Consider the following 26,601-nt stretch of genomic DNA (forward strand, 5'->3'; position numbering starts at 1 on the left):
CGAATTATATTAATAATATTTATCAATATTTTCGATTACGAGGTGGTTTCTTTGGATATTGAGTTACTACGTACCCTAATAATTCTTGCACAGACTAAAAACTTTTCAAAAACTGCAGAGACACAACATATTGTTCAGTCGACTGTCACAACTCGTATTCAGGAATTAGAAAAGGCTGTGGGAAAGCAGCTTTTTCTAAGAAATAAGCAGAAGGTTGAACTGTCTGAAGCAGGAATTGTATTTTTGCCTTATGCTGAAAGAATTCTTCATCTTTACGAAGAAGGTAAAATTAAAGTTAATTCCACCGACCCATTTGAAGGACGCCTTGTTATTGGCAGTGTAGATTCAATTTGGAGAAACCTTCTGTTTCCGGTCCTTAAAGAGTATTTATTACAACACCCGAAAATATCAATCAAAGCAACAACCGGCCACTCTTCGGAAGTAATACAATTATTACTAGATGGCGTGATAGATATTGCCATAGTTTATCAGCCACCACGATTAAACCGGTTGAAAATATTCGTTTGCCACGAAGATGATTTCGTTTTAGTTGTTCATCCTAATCATCCTTTAGCGAATCGTTCTTCAATTCCCATTGAAGAACTGTCACATATAAATCTTCTATATCATAATTGGTCTGGAGCGTTTAGTAAGTGGATCAGTGAGGTATTGCCTGCGAATCACGTATTCCAAGCCCAGATTGATCCTGCTTACATTATTCTTTCTTTAGTAAAACAGGGTCTTAGGCCGGCGCTTTTAAATAGATCATCCGTAGCAAATGAACTAAAAAATAAGACCATTGTTGAAATACCGCTGGTCGGCTCTAACTTACCTCCAAAATGGAAAGCGCATCTCGCCGTTAATTCCAGCAAGATAAATGAACTACCAGTAAGATATTGGTTAGAACTTATGGCAAAGCATAATCTAAAGTGTGTTTAGATCCTCTTTTTCTTTTACCATTTATGACAAAAGGAACGTCAGGCTGTGCGACAATGGTCTAACTGACGCATCCAAAAGGTCGAAAAAATAAAAAAACGACAAATCCTTAACAGATAATTGCCGCTACCGTTCTAATTGACTCTATGACAATAGGGACGTACGTCCCTCAGTGTCATTCTGTTCCCCTGACATAAGAATTATATAAAGACCATACACAAGTCCCAAACTGTCGATTGATTAATTCGATCTTATGCTACATGATATGAATATGGGTATAACATAAACAAAATAATCACTATTTAAAGCAATAATAATTTAATGTAAGGTTAGCTGTCAGGAAATCTCGCAAAGACACTACTGCCACTCATTCTCTTATACCCTCAGATAAATAGTATATTGGGAGGTATCAACTTGAACAGGCAAGTAAAAATTGAGGTGTTTTCGGCAAATGGTCTTTCTTTTACATGTCGTACCTGCGGATTGGAGCAGCAAGGTGAGCTAATTATTTTTCTGCATGGCTTTCCTGAGAGCTCAATCATTTGGGAAAAACTGATGCAGACTATGGCGGAAAAAGGTTATCGCTGTCTGGCGCCAAATCAAAGAGGCTACAGTGATGGTGCAAGACCGGAAGGAATAGGAAACTACACTAATCGTGCACTTGCGTCCGATATCGTTGCTCTGGCAGATACAGTAGGTAACGCTGAAAAGTTTCATCTTGTGGGTCATGATTGGGGTGCAGCAATTGGCTGGACTGTTGTCACGCTGTACCCTGAACGTATTGTCTCCTGGTCTGCCCTGTCCGTTCCGCACTCAGCAGCATATAAATGGGCCTTGAGCAATGACAAAGTACAACGTGAAAAGAGTCAATACATATTTACTTTTATGGAACCCGAAGTGCCTGAGTCTCTTTTAGGCGCTAACGATTGTGAAAGACTGCGGAAACTGTGGGAAGGCTTTGATCAGAATTTCATTGAAGACTATTTAAAAATCTTCCGCCAAAAAGAGGCTCGTACAGCAACAATAAACTGGTATCGAGCCGCATTTAAAACTTCAGAAAATGGCGATAGTCCAGCAATACCCAATTGGGATGTACATACTCCAACACTATTCATTTGGGGAAGCAATGATTTAGCCATTGCTAAAGCTGGTGTCGAGCTAAGTCATACTTATATGAAGGGCGATTATAAATTTATTGAACTGGACGCCGGACACTGGCTTATGCAATTCAATGACGAGATTTGCATAAAAGAGATTGCTGAGTATATCGAAAAACACAAAGAATAACCTTCCGCTAACCCCTTTTCCAAGAGACTCTATACATTAATGCGTTACTCAATATAAGTAGTCCACTTACCGCATTTTTTACACCAGTATATAGCGAAATCCAATATTTCATCAGCTCCATCCAAATCGAAAGTAAAAATTTTTCCGTCTTCAATGAATCCTATATCCCTACGCCAGACACTAAAGCTTTCCGCTTCACACTGCGGACACTCAGAATCATTTCCCTACATATTCAAAATCATCAATCGTTATTCCGTTATCCTGCAAAAATTGGACTATAGCTTCTTCATAACCTACATATGAAAGCTCAATAAAGTCTTCTAATTTTAAAAATTCACTCATACAATACCTCCCTGTATTCCTGCTAAACTATGTTGTTTAAATCATGAAGTATTTATTACGGAGCAAGAAGTATCCTCTGTTTTTCATTATAATACAAAAATCCCGCAAGGTTTGCTTTCCTGACCTCAGAGACAGGAGGACGGTGGTATCTTCTTAATTTAGAAAAAACATTTATCTAGGTCGACTATCGCGGACGCCAGACTGTGTGAAAGAACGGGTAAAAAATTCTCCGTAGCGGGTATTTATTACCCGTTTTTTGATTACTAATTTAGTACTCGAGTGGAAACCCGATCCTAAAATCAGTCCATATGCTTATAGTTCAGAAAGAAAGGATAGTAAAGAGCCCTCCTATTCTAAATTGGCACAACTATTGCTAATAATGGCTATATAACATTATAGAGGAGGATACTTATGAGTCTGCAAGCCGTAAATAGACAACGAGTATATTTTCTTGATAACCTTAAAGCCTTTATTATTCTTTTAATGGTCGTATTTCATGTTGCGATGGGATATACTACTTGGGATCTTAAATGGTGGACTGTAAACGATATACAGACGCATGGGTTCTTTGATTTATTTATACTTGAAACAGACGTATATATTATGCCCATCATGTTTTTGGTCGCCGGTTATTTTGCTCCTATGGTTTTGGTCAAAAAAGGGGCGACCGGATTTTGGCAGGATAAACTTAAGCGTATTATTGTTCCATGGGTTGGAGGAGTGCTATTCATTGCTCCCCTTGTGGCCTATAGTACTTTTTACAGCCGCATGGATACCCCACCCAATTATTTATCCTTCTACAGGGATGGCTTTTGGGGCCCCTATTACCAACAAGCTCAATACTGGTTTCTCGGATTGTTGGCTCTGTTTTTTTTAGTACTTACTATTGCTTATCAAATCAATCCTGCCTATTTTAAAAAGTCGCTCCAAATGAGCACACCCCCATTGTGGTTTTTCCCTGCCTTTACGCTGCTTACAGCGGCATCCTTTTTTATTATCAATTTATTCTTTTGGAATGACGCCTGGGTGAATGTCAAATATTTATTCATGATTCAGCCTGTACGGTTAGTATTGCATCTCTGTTATTTTGGACTAGGAGTATATGCGTGGAAGCATTCCTGGTTTACCGCTGGTGGCTATACCCCCCGTTTACTTACCTGGGGCTTGGCGGCACTCATTATGTTATTTGTTTTTCTGGCCTACCGGGTAACGTTTACCCTTATCCCTAATGTTCCGGTATTAGCTAAAGTTGGCCATGCATTTACCCATGCTGCCTTTTCTCTAACGGCAACCTTTGCCCTTATTGCCTTATTCCAACGATTTTTTGACAGTAACGCCTACTTATGGCGCAGGCTTGCCGCTAATTCTTATACTATTTTTTTCATTCACCAATGTGTGATCATCCCTATAGGCTGCACAGTGCAAAAAATGGCAATAAACATCTGGGTTAAATATATCGGCGTATCGCTTGTCACAGTGATCTTATGTTTCTTACTTGCAGAGTACGTGATTACCCCCGTCTTATCCTTAGGAAAACGAAACCAACATAAAAATACACAGATTCACGCTTAGGAACCGCGCAGAGTAACTTAACTATAAAAAATACACCCAAAATGTTAGTCTTTAATGGCTAATTTTCTGGGTGTATTTCAAATTTGATTCTAAAGGCAAAGGAAACTGTACTTTTAATAGCCAACGGCTGTTCCATCGCCGCGCGGGTCTGCGCCGCCATATTTGATGTTGTTGGGGGTGATGAGGATAGCGCCGGCATGCCCCATTATGTCGCTATAATCGGCTACTACTTTAACAGGATGGCCTCGTTTTAAAAGTTCATCTACTACCGTTTGCGGAACTCTGCTTTCAATTTTCAGATCATTGGAAGAAGCGCCCCAGGTGCGTCCAAGCAGCCAGCGAGGCGCTTCAATGGCTGCTTGGACGTTAAAGTTAAAATCAATAATCCGGGTTACAATTGCAGCCTGGGTCTGGGGCTGGCCTTCGCCGCCCATAGTGCCGTAAACGAGGTAAGGTTGCTTATCTTTAAATAACATTGCCGGATTTAGAGTATGGAAGGTACGTTTCCGGGGTTCGAGATGATTAATATGGTTAGGGTCAAGCGAGAAAAAACTGCCTCTGTTTTGGAGCAATACGCCTGTATCTTTTGCGACAATCCCCGAGCCATAATCATGATAGATACTTTGGATTAAAGAGACGGCGTTGCCGGCTTTATCAACGACACCTATCCAGATTGTATCACCTTTAGGATCAAGGGGGTTTACCTCTGTTTTCGCCTTTTGCAGATCGATCCTGGCAGCTAGTTTGGCCCCGTGCTCTTTGGAAAGAAGAGAATCAACCGGTATTTTAACGAAGGCTGGATCAGTTAGCCATTTATCACGGTCGGTAAAGGCTTGCTTAGTGGCTTCAATTAGGACATGATAATAATCGGTGCTGCCTTCGCCCATTGATGTTAGATCAAAATTGGTAAGGATGTTTAGGATGGATAAAGAGGCCATTCCCTGGGTGTTGGGCGGAAAGTTATAGGCTGTAAAGCCACGGTAATCCGTGGAAATGGATTCAACCCAGTCGGCTCTATGACAGGCAAAATCTTCTAACGCTAAGACTCCTCCATTTTTCTTGAGGTCAGAAACGATTTTTTCTGCTATTTCACCTTTATAAAAGCCGTCTGCTCCTTTTTGGGCAATAATTTTCAAGGTCTTAGCAAGGTCTTTTTGTTTAAAAAGCTCTCCTGTTTGATAGATATTGCCGTCAGCTTTTAAAAAAGTTTTCTTAAAACCGTCAAAACGCCCAAGATTGCGAAATTCATTGTCTTCTTTAGCAATGTTTACTCTTGTATAATACTCTTGGCTTGGTGTTACAGAAAAGCCATTCTCGGCATAATTAATAGATTTCTCTAAAAGAGTTGCCCACGGCATATTTGAGTTCATATGTATTTGAGAATAGTTATAAATCTCCCACCAGCCGGAAATTACGCCAGGAACAGTATTGGCTGCAAGATAACCTCTGGAGGGAATTTTACTAAATCCCAGGGCTTTATAACATTCTATGTTAGCTTTTTCTCCAGACCGTCCACTTGCGTTTAAAGCTTTTAGCTGTTTGGTTTTGGCATCATAAAGGAGCCAGAAATTATCTCCGCCTATTGCATTCATATGAGGATATACAACACTAATTACAGCAGCGGCAGCAATGGCTGCTTCTGCTGCATTCCCGCCATTTTCAAGTACTTGAAGAGCGCCCTGTGAGGCAAGATAGTGCGGCGTCACTACCATTGCGTTAGGCGCCATTATGGTTGGCCGGCCGGCAGCCCTTTCCCACTTATTCACAGTTATAATCATTCCTTTCGCTTTGCCCATGGCACAAAATCAAGAATATTTGTTTACTGCAATGGTGTAGCTTCGAATAATTATGAATCTATTATAAGCTGATTAATACTGGAAGGATATGTAAGATAACTAAGGTAAATATTTTAAATAATGGTCTTAGCTATAGGAATAAATAAAAAAGACTGAGCCAATTTGGGCACAGTCTTAGGAAGGCGCTTGTTCAAACCATTGATACCTTTTAAAAAGTAGCGTGCCAACCAGTATTTAAGGTTGTCACTCTACTCGTCTATTATTTCTAGTTATACCACTTATTACGCTGTTACCGGTTCCTTGGATACTTTGGCTTCCTGGATCGGCAAATTGACGAGGGCCGCAACACCGGCCAGCAGCATATCGGCATACCACATCCATTGATAATTTCCGTCATGGGCTACCGCAATTCCCCCCAGCCATGCCCCCAGGAAACCACCGATCTGGTGGGTAAGAATTGTCAAGCCCAGCAGTGTGGCCATATACCGGGTGCCAAAAAGCTTGCCGACCAGACCAGCTGTGGGCGGCACCGTTGCCAGCCAGGTAAAGCCAAGTCCGGCCGCAAATATGTAGAAAGTAAGCGGTGTTTTAGGAGCCATGAGATATATGGCGATCATAACGGCGCGACTGGCATACATAACGGCCAGGATGTATTTCATCCGGTACCGTGTGCCAAGCATGCCGGCAGCCAGACTGCCGCCGATATTAAATAACCCGATAAGCGCCAGCGACGTGGCTGATACACTGGCCGCATGGCCGCACAGCGACACTTCCCCGGGCAAATGAGTAACCAGAAAGGCAACATGGAAGCCGCAGGTGAAAAAACCGGCATGCAGACATAAATAACTGAGGTTGCGCAAGGACAGCCTGACTTGCCGGAATAGCCCGTCTGCGGCTTGGTCGGCTGCGGGTTGAGGTGCGGCGGCTTTACCACACAGCATCGAAGCAAGCGGAATAGTTAGCAAGGTGGCCGCGGCCATGGTAAGCATGGCCGCTACCCAGCCAAAACCGCTGATAATAGCCTGTAACAAGGGGGCGAAAATGAATTGGCCTAACGAACCGCCGGCATTGATAAACCCACCGGCGAAGGCCCGCTTTTCAGCCGGCAGGTGCCCGCTTGTGGCGCCGATCAATATCGAAAAGCTGCCTGCCCCGGCGCCGGCCGCGCTTAAAATACCCATAGTTGCGACAAGCGCCCCTTCCGATTGCGCCAAGGGTGTCAGCGCCGTGCCTCCGGCCAGCAGCAGGGTGCCGAAAATGAGTACATGATAAGACCCCTTTTTGTCGGCGATAGCCCCAAATATAGGCTGGGCCAGGCCCCAGACAAACTGGCCGATGGCCAGGGCAAAGCTGATCGAAACAATGCCGAGACCGGTAGCCTGATTGAGCGGCGTAACAAACAGCCCTACCGACTGCCTGGCTCCCATAGTAATCATTAAAATAGCTGCCGCGCTAATCATCAGCAGCCAGGCAGATTGAACTTTCTTGGATGTAGTCAGCTGATAATCCCCCTTTTATTACAGGAGAACCCTCCAATTCACAAGTTTGGAGGGTTCAGGTTTCCAGTTCTCTAACCACCATAATAAATAGCTTTATTGACCTATTTATTTTTGACAACCGTTGCGTCAACATAACTTTGCATATGCTTCATGAACTCGTCTAACACAAGCGGCGACTGTTTTGTTTTCAATGCATTAAGAATCCGCAGATGCTCCTGCGCCTTCTCCGCAAAGGTGCCCAGCGACACGATATTTTGGTTCATAACAATCAGAAGCTGATAAAACAAGCCCTCCAGAATCTGCCCACGCCGACTGCTTTCAGAAGCGTTCCACAAATAACGATGAAAAGATAAATCCAGTGTATTGAGTAGAAATACACGTTCTTCATCTTTACTGCATTCTTGTTCGCCGTTTTGCATCTGCAGCGTTAGATTATATAATTCCTCATAATCTTGCTCCTGAAGCTTATGTTGAGTGACCAGTGTGTGCAAGATCTGAATTTCCAGCGAGATGCGAATCTCAAAAACCTCTAAAACCTCTTTGGGGCTCATTTCCAGAACCTGATTGCCTCTTCTCGGCGAAAAAGAAATAATCCCTTGTTCATTCAAAATGCGCATCGCCTCGCGCACGGGAGCGCGACTGGTACTTAACTCATTGGATATATCTGCCTCTATCAATTTATCGCCGCTTTTTAACGCGCCGGATAAAATTCTATGTTTAACATAAGCGACAACTATGTCGCTCAAACTTTTTTTCTCGTATTCCGGCATAATCACCATGCCTTGGGCTCACCAACTTTTCACCAAAATTACATATTGATTATACCGCACTATACCCGCGCTGTACAGAGCGGCACATGCGATGTTTCCCATAATCATCAGTTTTTTCCCAGATAAGTGGGAAAATCCTTTGGCATGGCACTTTGCCGGTACGTCATTGCACTCCGTCGGTATTTATGCCCGGCGGAGTACAATGACAATCAGAAGTACAATTTGAACCTACTTACGGCTTGAGTCAAATTTTCCGCCATTTTGGCCAAAGCCTCACTGGCCACAGCTATTTCTTCCATGGCTGCCGCCCGCTCTTGTAGTTTAAGCTACGAATTTTATTAATTCTGGCAGGGTAACAAATGAGGACAGCTGATGCCGTCCTCATTTGTTACTTACTTATGACGGGGATGGTAGTGAGTATGAAGGAGTTCATGGGATTTGTGACCAAGCGGTTTACCTAAATACTCATCATACAAGGCTTTCACCGCCGGATTTTTATGTGACTGCCGGATCGGCAGGTCGCGGTCGGCCTGATACAGTCCGGCCATCCGGGCTTCCTTGGTAGCCTTTGTGGTGCCCCAAGGCTGTCCGCCGCCGCCGATGCAGCCCCCCGGGCAGCACATGATTTCAACAAACTGGTAATCACATTCGCCAGCACGGATTTTGTCTAAAATAACCCGGGCATTTTTCAGGCCGTTGGCAATAGCCACTTTAACCTTTTTGCCGTCCAGGTCAATTTCTGCTTCCTTAACGCCGGTGAGGCCGCGTACCCCCTCGAAATCGACATTAGTAAGTTCCTTGCCGGTTACGAATTCATAGACAGTACGGAGAGCCGCTTCCATAACACCGCCGGAGGTGCCGAAGATGACAGCCGCGCCGGTAGAGAGGCCAAGCGGAGCATCGAATTCTTCGTTGCCTAATTTGTTAAAGTCAAAACCGGCCTGTTTAATCATTCTGGCCAATTCACGGGTAGTTAAAACAACATCGACATCGCGGTACCCGCTGCCATTGATTTCCGGCCGGGCACTTTCATATTTTTTCGCCGTGCAGGGCATAATGGACACCGATACAATCTTCGCGGCGTCGATACCCGCTTTTTCGGGGTAATAGCTCTTGGCCAAGGCCCCAAACATTTGTTGCGGCGATTTGCAGGTGGAAACATGGGGCAGTAAGTCCGGGTAGAAGGTTTCTACAAAGTTGATCCAGCCCGGGCTGCAGGAGGTAATTAGCGGCAAAGCACCGCCATGTCCCATTCTTTCCAGAAGCTCGCTGCCTTCCTCCATGATGGTGACGTCGGCGGCAAAGTCGGTATCAAACACTTTGTCAAACCCTAAGCGGCGCAGAGCGGCTACCATTTTCCCGGTTGTAATGCTGCCCGGTTCTAAACCGAATTCTTCGCCCAGGGCGACACGGACGGCCGGAGCTACCTGCACGACTACGTGTTTTTCTTTATCGCCAATCGCCTGCCAGACTTTTTCGGTTTCATCCTTTTCATAGAGGGCCCCTACCGGACAAACGGAAATACATTGGCCGCAGTACACGCAGGTGCTGTCCTGGAGCGGCCGGTCAAAAGCTGTCGTTATTTCATATTCCACAGACCGATGAGCCGTATTGATAGCGCCTACGGTCTGCACTTCCTGGCACATTTCCACACAGCGGCCGCATTTTACGCATTTGGCCATATCCCGGACAATAACCCCATTGGAATCTTCCAGGGGAATTTGTTTAGGCTGGTTAGCAAATAGCGGCTTGCTGATACCGAAATCGCGAGCCAGCTGCTGGAGTTCACAGTTGGTGCTTCTTATGCATTGCAGGCAATCCTGGGGGTGTTCGGCCAAAATCAGTTCCAACACATCTTTTCTGGCCTGACGTACTGACGGGCTGTTGGTGATAAACTCAGCCCCATCCCAGACTTCGTTGCTGCAAGCGGTTTTAAGTTTTTTCTGCCCTTTAACTTCTACTGCACAAATACGGCAGGTAGCGCGCACTTTGAGGTCAGGATGATAACACAGTACCGGAATGTCAATTCCAGCCATTTTGGCGGCGTCCAGGATAAGTGTAGTTTCAGGACACGATACCGGCACGCCGTCAATGGTAATATTTACGATTTTGTTGGGATCTGAAGCATGATGACCCATCACTACTCACCTCTTTCCTGTTCAGTAAAACAAACTTGTGCCGGACATTTCCTGTCTAGGTGATCTTCAAATTCAGCTTTGAAGAGTTTCCAGCAGGTATTGAGGGCAACTGCTGCCGATTGGCCCAAACCGCAGAAGGAGGCGTTGGTCATGGTATCGATTAAGCGCTTGAGGACGGTGAGATCGTCCTTTTTGGCTTCCCCGGCGGAGATTTTAGAGAGGATGGCGTAAATTTGTTTGTTGCCTTCGCGGCAAGGGGTACATTTGCCGCAGGATTCATGGATAAAGAATTCGGTTACGCCTTTGAGATAATCGATGACGCACACGTCTTCATCCATAACTACGACGGCACCGGAACCGACACTTAACCCGGCATTTCTAAGCGCTTTATAGCAATACAGTGTATCAAGCTGGGCTTCGCTGCCAATCGGACCTGACTGGCCGCCCAGATGGAAGAATTTTAGTTTTTTTCCGTTAGGAATACCTCCGCCCAGTTCGGGATCATAGATGGCCTCCCGCAGGCTGACACCGAACGGAATTTCGTATACGCCACGGTTAGCGACATTACCGGACAGGCAGATGAGCTTGGTGCCGCCGCTGTCTTTGGTGCCATAGCTCAAATATTTGTCGCCGCCCTCTAAGACGATGGTCGGGATGTTGGCGATGGATTCCACGTTATTTACCAGTGTTGGCAGGAGGAACAAGCCAACTTCCGCCAGGTGAGGCGGTTTAATACGCGGGCGGCCGGCCTTGCCTTCTATGGAATTTAAGAGAGCGGAGTTTTCACCACAAACATAGGCTCCGGCTCCGGTCATGATATGGATGTTAAATTGAAAGCCGGTACCGTTAATGCTTTGGCCCAGATAGCCAGCTTTAACGGCATTATCAATGGCGCTCTGGAAAACTTTTTGGATAGCGCGGTATTCTCCGCGAATATAGATATAACCGTCATGGGAATTGAAAACATAACCGGCAATAGTCATGCCTTCAATGACTCTGAGCGGATCCTGCCCCAATAGAATTTTGTCTTTGAAGGTACCGGGCTCTCCCTCATCCGCATTGATCACAATATATTTAGGAGATTCTGAAATTTCCAAAAGTTGCTCCCATTTGGAACCGGCCGGGTAGGCGGCGCCGCCGCGTCCTAACAGTTTGGCTTTCTTGATTTCGCCGATGATTTCTTCGGGCTTCATAGTAAAAGCTTTTTTCAGACCTTCGTAACCGCCGGCTTGAACATAATCCTCCACCGAATCAGGCTGAATGACGCCGCAGTTACGGGAAATTAGTTTATTTATTTTTGACATGACGACACCCCCCGGTAACTTCTCACCAATTCGGCTACTTTGGCTGCTGTCAGATTACCATAGACTTCATCGCCAATTTTGGCCACCGGCCCAATGTCGCAGGCCCCCACACAACTAGTGTGCATAAGGGTAAACAGATTGTCGGGAGTTGTCTCACCGAGCTTAATGCCCAAAGCCTCTTCAAACAAGGCCACTACCGCATCGGCTTTGGCTACCTGACAGGGTGTGCTTTTACAAATTTCAATGACATATCGGCCGCGCGGCTCAATGTTGAACATAGCATAAAAGGTTAGTACATCATACACTTTGGTAATTGGCAAGTCTAATTGACAGGCAACAACCTCAGCCCATTCTTCGGCAACATAGTTCTTGCCTGAACTGGCCTGAATGTCCAGTAAAATTGATAATAACTGCTCTTTGGCTTTGCCGTATTTATTGATAATTGCTACAACCTGCTCATAACCTTTTATAATTCCCACTGCTTGGTCTTTTGTTACTTTTGAACAACCCATTCCTGTGATCTCACCCTTTCTTTGGCATACCACTTAACTAGTAAAATAATTTTCCAAATAAGTGACAAAAAGTTTTTGAACCGGCGACAACATTATCTCCTTTTGAAAAACCAGATGCAGTTGTCGGACAAATGCCTGCTGCTCAAGGTCATATACCTTGATTTGCCCAATTTTTTCATAAGCAACGGCAGCGACTTTAGAAACGAATGATACTCCCATTCCATGCGACACGGCCGATAAAATACTCTGGGTATCGTGAAAGTAGGCCACAATATTCAGATTTTGGACAGAAACATCCTGCTTCCGCAGCAACTGCTCCATTTCCACGCGGGTGCCGGAACCGTCCCCGCGCATCACAAAAGGCTTGTGCCGCAAAAACGCCGCCAGGCCGCGATATAGCTCCTCTTTGTCAACCTTCATAGTTTTAGGGGTGATCAATACCAGTGTGTCGCGATAGAAAGGAACGGTTATTAATCGGCGATAATTGACGCTTGTGCCCACTATGCCAAAATCATACTGGTACCCTAAAAGCCCTTCTACGACCTGCTGACTGTCAGCCTGCTGGACATTAAACACAATATAAGGATAGTTTTTTTGAAATGCCGTAATGATTTCCGGCAGCAAGAACTGAGCAGGCACGGTAGAGGCTAATATGCTGATTTCTCCTCGCATTTCCCGGTCAATCTTATTGACTCTAAAAATAGCCTCATCGCGCAGGGCAAGAATGCTTTTAGCGCGCTGAAACAGTTCTTTGCCTGTCTGTGTCGGATAAATCGCTTTGGTAGAACGTATTAAGAGCTGTGCCCCTATCTCATTTTCCAGAGAATTAATGTGGGCACTGATGGTCGGCTGAGACAAATAGATCATGTCAGCCGCCTTGGAAAAGCTGTTATATTGAACTACTGCGACAAATGCTTCCAATTGTTTCATTTCCATCTTTGCTACCTCCCGCGAAATTCCGCGCACACGCTGCGTAAAGCAGTCTGCTGCCTGATCTGTATTGCCTGGTAATCATGACCTGCTTTTTGACTTATATACTACACACTCCGCCGGTTTGCCGCCGGCGGAGTGCTATGACAATTAGCTAGATTTTTACCTCAAAAAGCGTCGGCTCTTCAATAGCAGTACTTAGAGCATCTAATGCAACACCTACGCGATGTTTGCGAAGCTTATGCTGCTCTTCTTTGGAAGTAGCCGGGTCACCAAGAGGATAAGGAATGGAGATGGTCGGAACCATACGGTTAACGCCCACTGTTTTCATAACCGGAATCAGGTTAGCCATCTGAACGATGGTAATTCCTGCTTTTTCGATTTCTCTGGTCATCGTTGCGCCGCAACGTGTGCAGGTGCCTCAAGTGGAGGTTAAAATAACAGCCTGAACGCCGTCATTTACCAACTCATGTGCAATTTCTCTTCCCATTCTAGCGGCTTCAGCCTGGGTAGTACCAGTACCAACGGTAGAGTAGAAGTATTTATATACGCCGCCGATCTTTCCTTCTTTGGCATACTCTTGCATTACATCCAGCGGAACAATGACGTTAGGGTCACTGTTGGCAGCGGCAGGGTCAAAGCCGGCATGGATGGTCATATATTCACCCTTCTTCAGAGCGTCCATAGTCTCGACGTCATACTTGCCCCACTTGGTAGCAGAGGCGGATTGGATACGGTCAGGATTGCCAACAGGTACGATACCGCCGGAGGTAGCCAGAGCCACTTTCATAGTTGCCAGCTTCTCAGCAGGAATAGCATTAGCAATCGGCGCACGCTCAGACTTAGGAATAGGCAGCTCGCTCTTATACGGTTCGCCCTTGAGCTTTTTCAGCAGCATGTCAATTACACGCTCGGTAGCAGGTACCGGCGGGTTCAACCAGACTTGCTGACGAATGCCGCGACCGAAATAGCCTTCTTCTTCAGCAGAGAGCAATGTCTCTTTGTTAATAAGTTTCAGAGCAAACTTAGCCATTGCATTTACATCTTTTCTCATAGCAGCTGCGCTGGCGCCGCCTTTGAAGATGTACATTTCTTTTCTATACATTTCTACACCAGGGTTCTCATCGTTCATGGAAGTGATGGCAGGAACGCCAAATTTCTTTTGAACAGCTGAGCAAATGTGTCCGCAAGCTGCGCCATAACGGCCGGCACGGAATGCGGGACCTGCGATGAAAAGGTCAAACTCTTTGCCTTCCAAGAATCCTAAAATGCGCTTAATAGCTTCTTCGGTATTGGAGCCAATAAAGTTGTCACCGCAAATGATCGTGTGAGTTACTTGCACTTTATCCCCGAGAGCAGCTTGTACTGCCATCGCCGGTCCAACTAAACCCTCGCGAATCTCCGGCTCAAAATCGGCTAACTCCTCGCCGCCAATCTGTCCAAAAAACTGGTTAATGTACAGGATCGTTTTCACACTTTTCCCTCCTTAAAATTCCTTCATAGTTTTGGTAGACCAGCCAACAACCTGATCACCGCAGAACATGGCATTGTTCTCCATGATGATCGAGCCGTCCGGACGAACCGATGGTCCGAGTTTCTCGTCATGAGCCCAGCCGCCGGAAAGACCGTCGCGTCCAAGAGCTTCGAGCTCTCCCAGTACAACCTTCATTGGAGGCAGTGTAATGAAGTCGGATACGTTACCGCAGGAAACAATGGCATCAGCTTTCTCATCCATAGATACCAGCGGCTGGCTTGCGCCGTCACGACCGGTGCACTCATTAGACAGACCAATAGTCTTAACGCCGACATTTTCCAGGGCTACAAGGCAGCCAGTGAAGTCAGCATCCGGGTTGCCGTAGCCTTCCTCAACAACGATTGCACTATCAGCACCCAAAGATGTTGCCATTTGGGCAACAAACAGAGCAGCCCGATCTTTTTGATCCAATGCTACGTTGAGGTTTGACATGATAATTCCCAGGAAGTTAACAGTCTTGCCATGCTCTTGGTACAGTCTCTTAATCATTGGAAAGTTTTGGAAATCATAAGTGGACCACTTGGAGGAGCAAGGCATGAACGAGCCGGAGATCATAGCGCCGTCCAGCACTTCGTTAGGATGCATAAAGGTAGGAAGCATACGATTGCAGTCCCAACCATAGTTAAGGTCATTGTAACCCAGTTCTTCCATCTGAGACTGCGGTTGCAGTACCATTACTACGCTGGGCAGCTCGCTAGCAGCGCCGCGCTTGTTAAGAGCAGGAAGATCATAGGTCTCTACATCAGTTGAGGTCAGATCTTTTGTGCAAGCGCCCAGATATTCAGCTAAACGCATACCAGCCCAACGCAATGCACGGTTTTTCTTTTGCTGCTCTTTTTGCTCGAACAATTCATCGGAATCAGCAACCAACACCAAGTTTTTCAACTGAGAAAAATAGGTGTACTTGGCGCCTTCGCCGGCCATATCGATCAAACCGTCTTGGAAACCACCCCAATGCTTGCCTACTACAAGAACGCTCATGTCTTTGAGAGCATGTGTGGTGCCATTACCAGCCTGCATCAGTTTGCCGGTTACGCCTGGGAATACAGGGCCGCCGCCCACGCGATGCCGTGGCTCAATTGCTTCTTTTACCGGCATAAGACGAACTTCGTCGCCCGGTTTTACAATGTGCAAATCAGCAAAGGTAATATGGCTGTCTTCCTTCACCACTGCCAAGGCTTCCTCTTTATTGACTGTCAGGATTCCGTCGACGTATTCTGTTTTAGCGCCGAACTGTATGTCCCGAACATGAAAATTCACAATATCCAGTTTCATTTCAACAGTCCTTTCGTATTTTAATTTTACCCTAGGCCACTGATAATCATTTTCAGGCAAAGAACTATATCTGCAAATTCTTCCGGTTCCACTGTGTGCAAATCTAATTGCAGACAGTCATCCGTTATCCGCGCAATAATAGGAATAGAGTTTTCCCGCATTTTGCTTTCCAGCCTGTTGGGAGATAGTCCTTCCATTTGAATGGCAACAGCATACGACGTTAGCTCCACAGCCGGCAGGGAACCGCCCCCCACCCGCGCTGCGCTTTTGACCACGCTGCACCTGCACCCGACTCCGGCAAGTAAGCCAGCAAGACGCTCCGCTTTTTCCCGGACAACTGCCGGCGGTTGCGCGATCATCCGCAATGTCGGTATGGACTTGACGGCTCTTTCCGGGTCGAGATACTGGCGCAGGGTGATTTCCAGTGAAGCCAGCGTCAGCTTGTCGATACGCAAGGCCCGCAGCAGATGATTCTTTTTCATCGCGGCTATATAGACTGACTTGCCTACGATAATTCCCGCCTGCGGGCCACCCAGCAGCTTGTCACCGCTAAAGCAGACCAGATCTGCCCCCTGCCTTACACACTGCGCCACCGTTTTCTCACCGGCTATACCATACGGAGACAAATCCAGCATCAGACCACTGCCCAGATCATAGATAGACGGCAGCTGGTTTTGCCGGGCGATTGCCGCAAGCTCCGGCATTTCCACCTCGGCGGTAAAGCCAATAATTTTATAGTTGCTGGTATGTACCTTGAGCAAAGCCCCGGTGTGCTCAGAAATGGCAGCCGTATAATCAGAAGGGTGTGTTTTGTTGGTAGTCCCTACTTCCACCAGCTTGCAGCCGCTGGCGGCCATAATACTTGGGACACGGAAGGAACCGCCGATTTCCACTAACTCCCCCCGGGAGACTACCACCTCACGGCCTTTGGTGACAGAGTCCAGTACCAAATACACGGCTGCCGCGTTGTTGTTCACAACCAGGGCGGCTTCAGCGCCGGTCAGACGAACCAGCAGGTCCTCCACATGCTGGTAGCGCGAGCCCCGGCTGCCATCATTGAGATCGTATTCCAAATTGGAATACTTACAGCCTACACTGGCCAGCATAGCGCTGCATTCGTCTGACAGCCGAGCCCGCCCCAGATTGGTGTGAAGGATTACGCCGGCGGCATTGATGACACCCCGCAAGTGGGGCTGTGACTGCCGGTTGATTTCCTGCCGGATACCGGTGAGCAGTTCCTCCTGGTCGCAGCAGTCCTGTTGACCGACCAGGAGGCGTTCGCGATAGCAGGCCAGTTCGTCCTGGATGACCGACTTAATCAGGCTGCGCGGCAGGTCGCCGGCCTGGCTTTCAATGACCCTCAATAGATCGTCCATTTTAGGTAAAGTACGCAGGCGCTGCTGCTTCGTCATGGGGGACCTCCCTGTACAAGCTGTTGTTATTCGCCAATATACCCTTTAGTTGTCAAAATATTTTTGGCTTGTTCTACTTTTGCTTCTGCTAGCAGAACTACCGGTCCAGTACAACCCATGCCGCTTTCGGCATAGATCTTTTCTTTCCATAAGGCCTTTACGGCATCTTCTAAGTCCAAAATTTCAATGCCGTGAATTTCCGCAGTCACCACTTCTTTTGGGGGCTGCACTACTGCCTCGGGGGCTTCTCCGGCTTGTTTTTGGGCCCGGCAGCCGGCAAAGACGGCATCTAGCCCTGCTTGTTTGGCTGCCTTGAGTTCTGCCGCAAATACGTTCTTGTAGTCGCCGCGAACCAGTTCGGCAGCAAATTCAATGGCTCCTTTGACAACCGGGGCACCAGACGCACGGGATACAATAAGGATGAGCTTGTCGATGTTTTCGCCCATACCCGGCCCGTAGCCGTAGCCGACCGATTCGTAACTGCCACCGGTGCTGTAGGAGGAGAACATCTTCATTAAGATGTTGCCTGTCAGGGAGTCGGCGACCATGACGTCACAAGAGCCCATTAAAAGGTCATTGCCCCGCATAACAGCACCGCCGTCACTTCGTCCTGAGCTGGCAAAGCGGATGGGGTAGCCACTGTTTTGCAGTTTTTGCAGTTGGATTTCCGCCTGGCGTGCCCCATCAATATTGAGGAGACCCACTGTCGGTTCAGCCACGCCGCAGGCTTTGGCTGTCGCAATCCCATACAGTGCATTGCGCACAAGTCCTTCTACCCGGTCAAGGGCGCTGGTGCCGGTGGTTGTAGCAATGTACATGGCCTTGCCCTTGGCCGGGGTAATGACACGGCCTACGGTGGAAACACCGATGGGGAAAGGGTAGTGCATGGTTACGCCGCCTTGGGCTTCACCGCTGTCTAAGAGGGTTTCCAGCGCTTTATGGCCTTCTTCTTCTGAGGAAATGAGCACGGTTTCCACGCCAGGGCAGGTAGCCGGCTGGGTGCCGATGATTTTAACCTTGATGCCCTGCTTGGCTGCCATAGCAGCCGCTTGGTACAGCTCGGCCTCGCCATGTTCACTGCCCATGGCGGTGAGGGCGATGACGGCCCGCGGCGCCTGAGCGCCGGTTTCCAGGGAGTCGGCCAGCTTGAGGAAGGTGTCGGCAATAATGCGGTTGATTTGTTTATCCGCCATAGCGCTACTCCTCCAACTTTCCGGCCAGATGTCCGGCAAACTCCCGCAGGGATGCGGCGATTAGTTGCTGCACCCGGGCTTCTGTTACGCCGGATTCTTGACCTCTACCGCTGTTTTTCTGCAGTACAAAGGAGATTCCGTCAAACAGGTTGGTCATACGTCCTAAGAACAAGCTGCCTTTGCCGACAAACATGGCGCGCTCAATGGAGCCTGCCAGGATTTCCCGTTGGGCAAAGCCCATGTACGGAACGCCGGAAGGAATATGGCCTTGGGTAGGAGCCCAGCCGGTCATGCCGTGCTTTTCAACGAAGGCGTTCAGCTCGCTTTTTTGGATTTGGCCCTTCATGGCCGCTAAGGCGCCAATCATTTTGTAGTTGGCTTCAGGCACATTGCCTGCACCGGCCGGTTTGGTAATGTCAGGATTTTGCATTTCTACCGAGTATTTGTCTACATCGGTCAGTTTAAGTCCTGCTTTTTCGAGCGGTGTAAAAGTTAAGGCCGAGATAACGTTTTGCGGCGAGGAGCCGGTGCCTACGGTGTGACGCCCCAGAATGTCGGTGTTGAGTTCTGGGTTGATGCCGTCATTTTCCGAAATGAGCACGGCAAAGCCTCCCACGCAGTCTTCTAAAATGGGCAACCCTTTTTTCAGGTGGTCTTTACCATTCATGCCCAGCTTGGCGGTGGAGCCGCCGGCGGCTACTACGACGTTTTTAAAGACGCCTGCTTTCACCAGAGAGGCCGCTTGCACCAGGGCATGGGTAGGACCGGCGCAGAAACCGCGCACGTCACAACCGGTGGCATTGACGAGTCCTGCCATTTCGGCTGCTGCTTTGGCAAAGTTGCCGCCGCCACGTTGGTTCATATCGCCGCAAGCTTCTTCGGAGCACTCGATAATGTAGTCGATGGCTGCTTTATCTACACCAGTCTGGCGGATTAATTGCAGAACCGAAGCTACACATGAGGCTTTGGAAACCAGGTTCTCAAAGATGACATGGGACGACAGCGAGTCGTCAATGTCATGGGCGGCCTTAACGCAGCCAACCACTTCGCCATTCAGATGAATGGCCTCAGCTCCGGCGTTTTTGACAAGATCGGCAATTTCTTCTGAGGTAGCGGATTTATCTAGTGGGGTAAGCATGCTGTTATCAATCAGAGGATGTGCTTCCAGCTTAGCTTTCACGGCTTTGCTGCAGCTTTCATTCAACTTGACCAAGTCAAAGACATCACAGATCTTCATCATACCGACGAATTCATCCTGAGGCATGATTTCTCCGAACGCACCCTGACGCTTGGCTTCTACGCGCTTGTCATACCAAGGCGCAGGCACTGCTGCCAGTTCTTCCGGCGTCATATTGCCGATATATACCTGATTGGGCGGATAAGCTACACAGGCTTCATAGTCACGCATGCCGTTAACAATGTCTTTCAGGTAGTCGGAATCGGGTTTGATTCTCTTTTCAGTAGTCTGGGTCGTGCCATTATGGATAACCATGTCCGGCGTATGTGCCAAAAAATAGCCCGTCCCTTTGAGTACGCTATACATAGGAAACATCCTTTCGTCTAAAGATTGAACGGGCGGTAAAAGATAAGGTTAATAGGTAATCCTCTCTTTTACCGCCCGCATCATCCGGCTTCTTTCTTAAGAAAGACTTGGCTGCTGCCAAATCCCCATAGGCCGACGGTAAAATCCTTAGTCGCTTTATTGCCCCCCAGAATTAGTTAGTAAATTCTGGAATAGAAATAGAGCAGACTAACCTTCAGGTGGGGTTTTTACCCCATCCGGAGGTTAGTGGCCCAACCTCCAAGGACTAGCCGCGCAAATGTGCCCGTAGGGGTATGACTCCCAACGGTATAAGATGGGAAGTCTTCGCGCAGATTAGTCTCGGGATAAAAACTTAGAACTTGCAGTACTGATCACGAATGGATTTCATTTCACTGACAATATTGTCTATATCCAGCACCATTTCCATCATACTGATTTGTTCTTCATACACCTGTGGATCTACCTCGGCCTTCACTTCCGGCTCGCATATATGGTATACTTTCAGTCCCAACTGGACTCCCGCCAAAGGACCTGCAAAAGTAGGGTCACCGGCAGTTACGGTTTCGGCTGCAAGTCCGGCGGACTCGCCTTCGGCTGCGCCGAGCAGAATTACGATGTTTTCTGCACCGTATTCCTCCGTAAATTCTTTAACCCGCTTTTGGTTTTCCAGGTCCATAGCGCCCGCAGCAGTTCAGACAAAGCATTCTGTTGATGAGAATACTACATCCGCACCTGCAGTTTGCGCGCATAGCGCAATCGCAGGACCGGGGATGCCATCCCTGTCGCCGACAATTATGACTTTTTTGTCTTTCAGCAACATAGCCTGATTCCTCCTCATTTTATTTTATTTAAACAGTAGCGGCGGTACCTTGCGTCACTTAAAATTTGAGATTAGATAGCAAGGATTTTTTCGCCCTGCTAGGCGGAGGAGCCGCGCATATCGGACATATGTAAGGCGACGACAACGACTCAGGACGGAAAAAGACTGCTATATAATCCAAATAGTTAGGTGTCGCAAGGTACTATGCCGCTCTGTTAAATAGCTGGATAGCCAGATATTAGAGATATTTTTTAATCATTTGCTCCACATTGTCCGGAGTAGCGTCTTCTTTTACCAATTCTTCGACTTTAACGCCGCCTTGGTAGATGGCGATAACCGGCAGACCCATGATTTTCTGGCCGATAGCTAAGCGGCGGGCGCCTGTGGTGTTGAGCTTGGTGAATTTGATTTTATCTCCGTAGTTTTTTTCAAAGCCTTCAATGTGGGGCAGCAGAGCCTGGCAAGGCACGCAACCGTCGCCGTAGAAGTCTACCAGTATGGTTCCTTCGGCTTTCAGTACTTCGGGTTCAAAAGTTTCTTTGTCAACTACTAACATATCAGCACTCTCCTTTTATGTTACCGGGTGTCCGGTTTTTAGTGTTCCAGATATTTTTCCGCCATCATGGCAGCTATGGCTCCGTCGGATGCAGCTGTGACTACTTGACGGATATCTTTAACGCGAATGTCGCCGGCGGCAAATACGCCGGGGATGTTGGTTTCCAGGCGTTCATTGGTAGGAATATAGCCGTCTTCCAGGTTAATAACACCTTCGAAGATGCTGGATTGCGGCAGAAAGCCGATGAAGCCGAATACACCAAAGGTACCGTCTTCTTCGGGGGCTTGGATTTCTGTTTCTTCGCCGGTTTTCAGGTTTTTTACCACCATGGCTTCCAGCAAGCCGTCGCCTTTTAATTTGGTGATGACGGTATCCCACATGAATTTTATTTTTGGGTTTTTGAGGGCTTTTTCTTGAATGGACTTGGCAGCCCGCAGTTGGTCGCGGCGATGAACGATGGTGACTTTACGTCCGAATTTGGTCAGGTACATGGCCTCTTCTACGGCAGTGTCGCCGCCGCCGACTACATAGATATCCATGTCTTCAAAGAAGTTGCCGTCGCAGGTGGCACAATAGGAGACACCTTTGCCGATAAGTTCTTTTTCTCCTTCGCAACCAATAGGGCGAGGGAATGCGCCGGTAGCGATAATGACGCTGCGGGCGTGGTATTCGCCTTTTTTGCCTTTCAGCACTTTAACATCGCCGGAGAAGTCGACTGCGGTAATGGTATCCAGGGCGCGCTCTACACCGAACTTTTCGGTCTGATGAGTCATGCGGGCTACTAAGGAGACACCAGATTCTTCTTCCATGCAGCCGGGATAGTTTTCTACCTCGGAGGTAATTACGATTTGGCCGCCGTCTTTATCCTTTTCAATCAGGAGTGTCTTCAGCCTCGCACGGCCTGCGTACAGGCCTGCGGAAAGTCCTGCGGGGCCGCCACCGATAATGATAACGTCATATATTTGCATCTTTCTTCGTCCTCCTACTATTTATATCAATACCCGCTCTTCGCCCTGACGAACGGTGAATTTATCCCTGTCCATTTTCTCCAGTAGTAATAGCGCGTATTTTCTGCTGGTTCCCAAGCTGTCGCGAAAATCGGAGAGGCGGATAGCCCCCTCCGTACGAGCTAGCCGGGCAGCCGTTTCTTTTGCCTGAACATACAGTTCCCGTAATATGACGACATGTCCGTCAATGGGCAGCAAATCGGATTGCAGTAAGGCTTCTAGCACGGCTTGCCTGTCTTTGTCTTTGTCACTGCCGACAAGCTCATAGTCAGCCAGCGGCGAATAGCCGGCCTGGTGCACGGCAGCAAGCATTTCATCGCGTATAGCGCCCAGCTTAGGGGAGTATACCGGTATAAAGTCTGCTTTGTGGAACATTAAGCCATTTTGTCCAAGCTGTCCGGTTGCTTTCATCCAGCCCTGCAGCCATTCAAATTCTCGGGAGCGACCGGTAAAATCCAGCCGCGCCTGTAGTTCTGCCTTGATCATGCCGGCTCGCAAGGGGTATTCGTCATGATAGACCGCCAAGATGTGCAGTGTTTTTTCCAGTAAAGCCTGCAGCTCCTCAATATGGATTACCCGGTTTTCGAATGCCAGCAGTCGGCCTTCTTGCAGCAGAAGGTCAAAGTAGGCTGCCGCATCTTCCAGGTTGGCGGCGGCGGCAATAGCCTCCTTATCGCCAAACAGGTTCTCGCGGGCAAAGGCTTCCAGCACTTGCTGCGGCTCCCCCTGGTCTTTGATTTGCATGATATGCAGTGCCTGGGTATCTGTATACCCGGACCGCTTGGCAGCCGGGTCGATGATTCTGCCGCCGCCGACGGTCTGAACCGGCGACAGGCTCCGCAGCACGAAACGGTCAGCTTTGCGGGCAATCACAGGGGATTCGGTCAGAAGCTTGGCATAGCATTCTTCGCCGGGATGTATTTCTTTTTGACCCATGAGAACTACCTTTGCTACTACTTCAGTGGCACCCAGGTACAGTTTAAGCTGTTCCAATCGCTTAAGCGGCTGGCTGACATCGGCAGCCACAGAAAGATGTACATCCAAGACGCTGGTGGCTTGCACCGAGCCTGACTTGGCTACTACACAGCCCCTGCTGATCTGTTCTACCGTTATGCCGGTCAGGTTGAGGGCAGTTCGTTGTCCGGCGCGGGCTGCAGGCACGGTCTGTTCGTGAATTTGAATGCCTCGCACTTTCACAGGCAGTCCCTCAGGATAAATCATCAGGTCGTCATTTAAGGCAATTGAGCCTTCCTGCAATGTACCGGTAACAACGGTGCCAAAACCCTTGATGGAAAATACCCTGTCTACCGGCAGCCGGGCAGGCTTTAACACCGTCTCCCGTTCAATTCCGGCCGCCATGCTGTCAAGCAAGGCGATGAGTTCAGGGATGCCTTGTCCGGTGAGGGAGTCTACCTGCACTATCGGTGCATGCTTTAACGAGGTAGCCTCCAGGTATTCTTTGGTATCTTCCACCACCAGTTCCCGGAAATCATCGTCCACCATGCCAATCTTGGTGATAACCACAATGGCCTGTTCGATCCCCAGATACTGCAGGATATGAATATGCTCGCGGGTTTGCGGCATAATCCCTTCGCTGGCGGCAATTACCACCATAGCGATATCAATGCCGCCTGCACCGGCCAGCATGTTCTTGACAAATCGTTCATGACCCGGTACATCGACAAAACCGGCTGTTTTTCCGCAAGGCAGCGTGCAATAGGCAAAACCCAAGTTGATGGTAATGCCGCGACGCTTTTCCTCATCCAGCGTATCGGCGTCAAAGCCGGTCAAAGCCTTTACCAGCGAAGTTTTTCCGTGATCAATATGCCCGGCTGTTCCAACTACAATACTTTCCATCTACACCTCAACCATATACGACAATATTGTGCTCCGCGTGTTCTACCTCTTCACCTACAATACAGAGCACCCTTGTGAAGCCCCTGCGGCAGCTTGGCAATGCAGCCACCGCAGGCGTTGAATTTATTAAGTTTTCTGGTATCTATACCCGGATTCTTTCCGGTTAGAGTGCAGCACCGTTATTGTTTTTCTCCTGAGTCGTTTGACCCATTTCCGTTTCTTCCTCAGCAAGTGCTTTATATATGCTGTAGCACATGACAATCATAACCAGCATAAACGGGAAGGCCGCAGCGATGGAAGCCGTCTGCAGGGTCTTTAGAGCCGCAGTTCCACCAACCAGAATCAGCATAATAGTAACAGATCCTTGCGCAATGCCCCAGAAAGTCCGTAGTTTTTTACCAGGCTCCATGTCTCCGCCCGAGGTCAGCATGCTAAGCACATATGTAGCGGAGTTGGCGGCGCCTACGAAAGAAGCCACAATCAAAATAAGCGACAAAGGTGCGGTAATTACATAAAACGGTAAATGTTTCAAAGTAACAAACAAGGATGTTGTATAATCCGCTTTAACAGCTGCCTGAATAGCACCATTTGACATCATATCCAGATTAAAGGCAGCTCCGCCGTATATCGCCAACCAAACGCAGCAAAAACCAGCAGGAAGAGTGGTTACCGCAAGAACGAATTCACGAATGGTACGTCCCCTGGAAACCCGGGCTATAAACTGACCAACAAACGCCGCCCAAGCAATATACCAAGCTCTATAGAACACCGGCCAAGCTTGTGCCCACTCTGGATTCCCCATCCACAGAGCCTGGCCGATAAAGTTTTGCAGGTAATCGCCAAGCGCATGAGTAAAGATATTCATTATAAAAACTGTTCCGCCGAACAGGAAGATAAATACCATAAAAGCAATCGAAAGCCAGACCTTGACATCGGCAACAGCCTGCATAGCCTTATGCAGACCGGATACAGTAGCAAAGGTAAAGATCGCAGTCATTATCGCGATAATAATTGCGATCATTCCCGGTGACGACTGAATCCCCCATATATATTGCATACCGGTAGCTATCTGACTGGCGCCCAAACCCAAACTGGTAGCTACACCAAATATGGTGGCAAATACCGCCAGAATATCAATAGACTTACCGATAGGCCCGTAAATACGGTCACCAAGGATTGGATAAAAAGCAGAACTGATCATACACGGAAGGCCTTTGCGATACTGGAAGTATCCCAGCGCCAGGCCACAAATTACATAAATAATCCAGACATGAATTCCAAAATCATTAAATGCAATCCGCATAGCCAGTAACATGGCTTCCGGGGTCCCACCCTGACCTACAGGAGGAGACATGTAATGCATCATCGGTTCAGCGACTGACCAAAAGACCATCCCGACTCCCATGCCGCCACCAAAGAGCATCGAAAACCATTGAAAATCAGTAAATTCAGGTTTTTCATCATCTTTACCGAGCTTGATTTTGCCGTAACGACTAAAAGCAATCCCGTAGACAGTCACTGTAAAGATAAATACCGAGAGAAGATATAGCCAGCCAAAATTAGAGGTTAAAAATCCCAACACACTCTTAGCTACCGCGCCCATCTGAGTGGGCATTATGACACTAAATGCTACAAACGCCATGGCTACCGTTGCGGAAACGTACAAAACAGAGCGATCTTGCGAACCTTGACCATTTGACATATGTATCTTCCCCCTTTCTAAAATTTACAGTACTGCCCGCGAATGGATTGCATTTCTGTGATGATGTTGTCCACATCCAGCACCATTTCCATCATACTGATTTGCTCTTCATATACCTGTGGATCTACCTCAGCCTTCACTTCCGGCTCACATACATGGTACACTCTCAGTCCCAACTGGACTCCTGCTAAAGGACCTGCAAAAGTAGGGTCACCAGCAGTTACGGTTTCAGCTGCAAGTCCTGCAGACTCACCCTCGGCTGCGCCGAGCAGGATCACGATGTTTTCCGCACCGTATTCCTCCGCAAATTCCTTAACCCGCTTTTGATTTTCCAGGTCCATAGCGCCCGCGGCAGTTCAGACAAAGCATTCTGTTGATGAGAATACTACATCCGCGCCTGCTGATTGCGCACACAACGCAATCGCGGGTCCGGGAATGCCGTCCCGGTCGCCGACAATTATGACTTTTCTGTCTTTCAGCAACATTACCTGATTCCTCCTCATGTAATTTATTTAAACAGTACGGCTGGTTCCGAACTGTTTAATTACTTATGAGCTCTGCTATCCACATCTGCCTGTTTAAGATTTTTGAATAGGCAAATAGGCCTTTGCTAAAA

General features: G+C 47.8%; 22 protein-coding genes. 3 read left to right on the top strand and 19 right to left on the bottom strand.

What is annotated here, in order from left to right; all coding sequences use genetic code 11:
• Positions 1–51 precede the first annotated feature (51 nt).
• Entirely contained in the window at positions 52–939 is an 888-nt protein-coding gene (locus SRRS_RS22720) for a LysR family transcriptional regulator (RefSeq protein WP_371363690.1), read from the top strand.
• Positions 940–1,350: 411 nt separating this feature from the next.
• Entirely contained in the window at positions 1,351–2,223 is an 873-nt protein-coding gene (locus tag SRRS_RS22725) for an alpha/beta fold hydrolase (protein WP_371363691.1), read from the top strand.
• Between the two features lie 216 nt (positions 2,224–2,439).
• On the opposite strand, the gene SRRS_RS22730 is transcribed toward SRRS_RS22725, so the two are convergent.
• Complete coding sequence (locus SRRS_RS22730; protein WP_371363692.1) at positions 2,440–2,565, bottom strand: hypothetical protein; 126 nt, start codon at positions 2,563–2,565, stop codon at positions 2,440–2,442.
• Positions 2,566–2,976: 411 nt separating this feature from the next.
• Between SRRS_RS22730 and SRRS_RS22735 the strand changes: the two genes are divergently transcribed.
• Positions 2,977–4,137, top strand: coding sequence for an acyltransferase family protein (locus tag SRRS_RS22735; protein WP_371363693.1), 1,161 nt, complete (start codon positions 2,977–2,979; stop codon positions 4,135–4,137).
• Positions 4,138–4,250: 113 nt separating this feature from the next.
• Here the strand turns inward: SRRS_RS22735 and ggt are convergent, their stop codons facing one another.
• The 18 genes from ggt to grdA (SRRS_RS22825) form a co-directional block, all read right to left on the bottom strand.
• Positions 4,251–5,903 carry a gamma-glutamyltransferase gene (gene ggt / locus SRRS_RS22740; protein ID WP_371363694.1) on the bottom strand — a complete coding sequence of 551 codons (1,653 nt, stop codon included), beginning with the start codon at positions 5,901–5,903 and terminating at the stop codon, positions 4,251–4,253.
• A gap of 311 nt (positions 5,904–6,214) precedes the next feature.
• A complete protein-coding gene (locus SRRS_RS22745) occupies positions 6,215–7,369 on the bottom strand; it encodes an MFS transporter (protein WP_371363695.1) in 1,155 nt (384 codons plus the stop codon).
• 164 nt (positions 7,370–7,533) lie between these two features.
• Complete coding sequence (locus SRRS_RS22750; RefSeq protein ID WP_371363696.1) at positions 7,534–8,211, bottom strand: GntR family transcriptional regulator; 678 nt, start codon at positions 8,209–8,211, stop codon at positions 7,534–7,536.
• Positions 8,212–8,594: 383 nt separating this feature from the next.
• Positions 8,595–10,340 (bottom strand): NADH-dependent [FeFe] hydrogenase, group A6, encoded by a 1,746-nt coding sequence (locus SRRS_RS22755; protein WP_371363697.1) that lies wholly within the window; start codon positions 10,338–10,340, stop codon positions 8,595–8,597.
• A 2-nt stretch (positions 10,341–10,342) separates the two neighbouring features.
• Complete coding sequence (locus tag SRRS_RS22760; protein ID WP_371363698.1) at positions 10,343–11,644, bottom strand: NADH-quinone oxidoreductase subunit F; 1,302 nt, start codon at positions 11,642–11,644, stop codon at positions 10,343–10,345.
• Complete coding sequence (locus SRRS_RS22765; protein WP_371363699.1) at positions 11,632–12,156, bottom strand: NAD(P)H-dependent oxidoreductase subunit E; 525 nt, start codon at positions 12,154–12,156, stop codon at positions 11,632–11,634. The genes SRRS_RS22760 and SRRS_RS22765 overlap by 13 nt, the downstream gene beginning before the upstream one ends.
• A 33-nt stretch (positions 12,157–12,189) precedes the next feature.
• A complete protein-coding gene (locus SRRS_RS22770; protein WP_371363700.1) occupies positions 12,190–13,092 on the bottom strand; it encodes a selenium metabolism-associated LysR family transcriptional regulator in 903 nt (300 codons plus the stop codon).
• 148 nt (positions 13,093–13,240) lie between these two features.
• A complete protein-coding gene (gene grdH / locus SRRS_RS22775) occupies positions 13,241–14,560 on the bottom strand; it encodes a betaine reductase selenoprotein B (protein WP_371363701.1) in 1,320 nt (439 codons plus the stop codon).
• Positions 14,561–14,572: 12 nt separating this feature from the next.
• Positions 14,573–15,895, bottom strand: coding sequence for a glycine/sarcosine/betaine reductase component B subunit (locus SRRS_RS22780; RefSeq protein WP_371363702.1), 1,323 nt, complete (start codon positions 15,893–15,895; stop codon positions 14,573–14,575).
• 26 nt (positions 15,896–15,921) lie between these two features.
• Positions 15,922–17,307, bottom strand: coding sequence for an L-seryl-tRNA(Sec) selenium transferase (gene selA, locus SRRS_RS22785; RefSeq protein WP_371363703.1), 1,386 nt, complete (start codon positions 17,305–17,307; stop codon positions 15,922–15,924).
• Between the two features lie 26 nt (positions 17,308–17,333).
• Positions 17,334–18,500, bottom strand: coding sequence for a glycine/sarcosine/betaine reductase complex component C subunit alpha (gene grdD, locus SRRS_RS22790; protein WP_371363704.1), 1,167 nt, complete (start codon positions 18,498–18,500; stop codon positions 17,334–17,336).
• A 4-nt stretch (positions 18,501–18,504) separates the two neighbouring features.
• Positions 18,505–20,043: a glycine/sarcosine/betaine reductase complex component C subunit beta gene (gene grdC, locus SRRS_RS22795; RefSeq protein ID WP_371363705.1), complete on the bottom strand. Its 1,539-nt coding sequence runs from the start codon at positions 20,041–20,043 to the stop codon at positions 18,505–18,507.
• A 352-nt stretch (positions 20,044–20,395) separates the two neighbouring features.
• Positions 20,396–20,863 (bottom strand): glycine/sarcosine/betaine reductase complex selenoprotein A, encoded by a 468-nt coding sequence (gene grdA / locus SRRS_RS22800; RefSeq protein WP_371363706.1) that lies wholly within the window; start codon positions 20,861–20,863, stop codon positions 20,396–20,398.
• 238 nt (positions 20,864–21,101) lie between these two features.
• Entirely contained in the window at positions 21,102–21,419 is a 318-nt protein-coding gene (locus tag SRRS_RS22805; protein WP_371363707.1) for a thioredoxin family protein, read from the bottom strand.
• A gap of 38 nt (positions 21,420–21,457) precedes the next feature.
• The gene (trxB, locus tag SRRS_RS22810; RefSeq protein ID WP_371363708.1) at positions 21,458–22,387 is read right to left on the bottom strand and encodes a thioredoxin-disulfide reductase; all 930 of its coding nucleotides are present in this window, start codon (positions 22,385–22,387) and stop codon (positions 21,458–21,460) included.
• 21 nt (positions 22,388–22,408) lie between these two features.
• Positions 22,409–24,283, bottom strand: a complete 1,875-nt coding sequence (gene selB, locus SRRS_RS22815) for a selenocysteine-specific translation elongation factor (RefSeq protein WP_371363709.1) — start codon at positions 24,281–24,283, stop codon at positions 22,409–22,411.
• 163 nt (positions 24,284–24,446) lie between these two features.
• A complete protein-coding gene (locus SRRS_RS22820; RefSeq protein ID WP_371363710.1) occupies positions 24,447–25,985 on the bottom strand; it encodes a BCCT family transporter in 1,539 nt (512 codons plus the stop codon).
• A gap of 17 nt (positions 25,986–26,002) precedes the next feature.
• Complete coding sequence (gene grdA / locus SRRS_RS22825; RefSeq protein WP_371363711.1) at positions 26,003–26,470, bottom strand: glycine/sarcosine/betaine reductase complex selenoprotein A; 468 nt, start codon at positions 26,468–26,470, stop codon at positions 26,003–26,005.
• Positions 26,471–26,601: the final 131 nt, after the last annotated feature.

Source organism: Sporomusa rhizae (assembly GCF_041428845.1).
Classification (GTDB): domain Bacteria; phylum Bacillota; class Negativicutes; order Sporomusales; family Sporomusaceae; genus Sporomusa; species Sporomusa rhizae.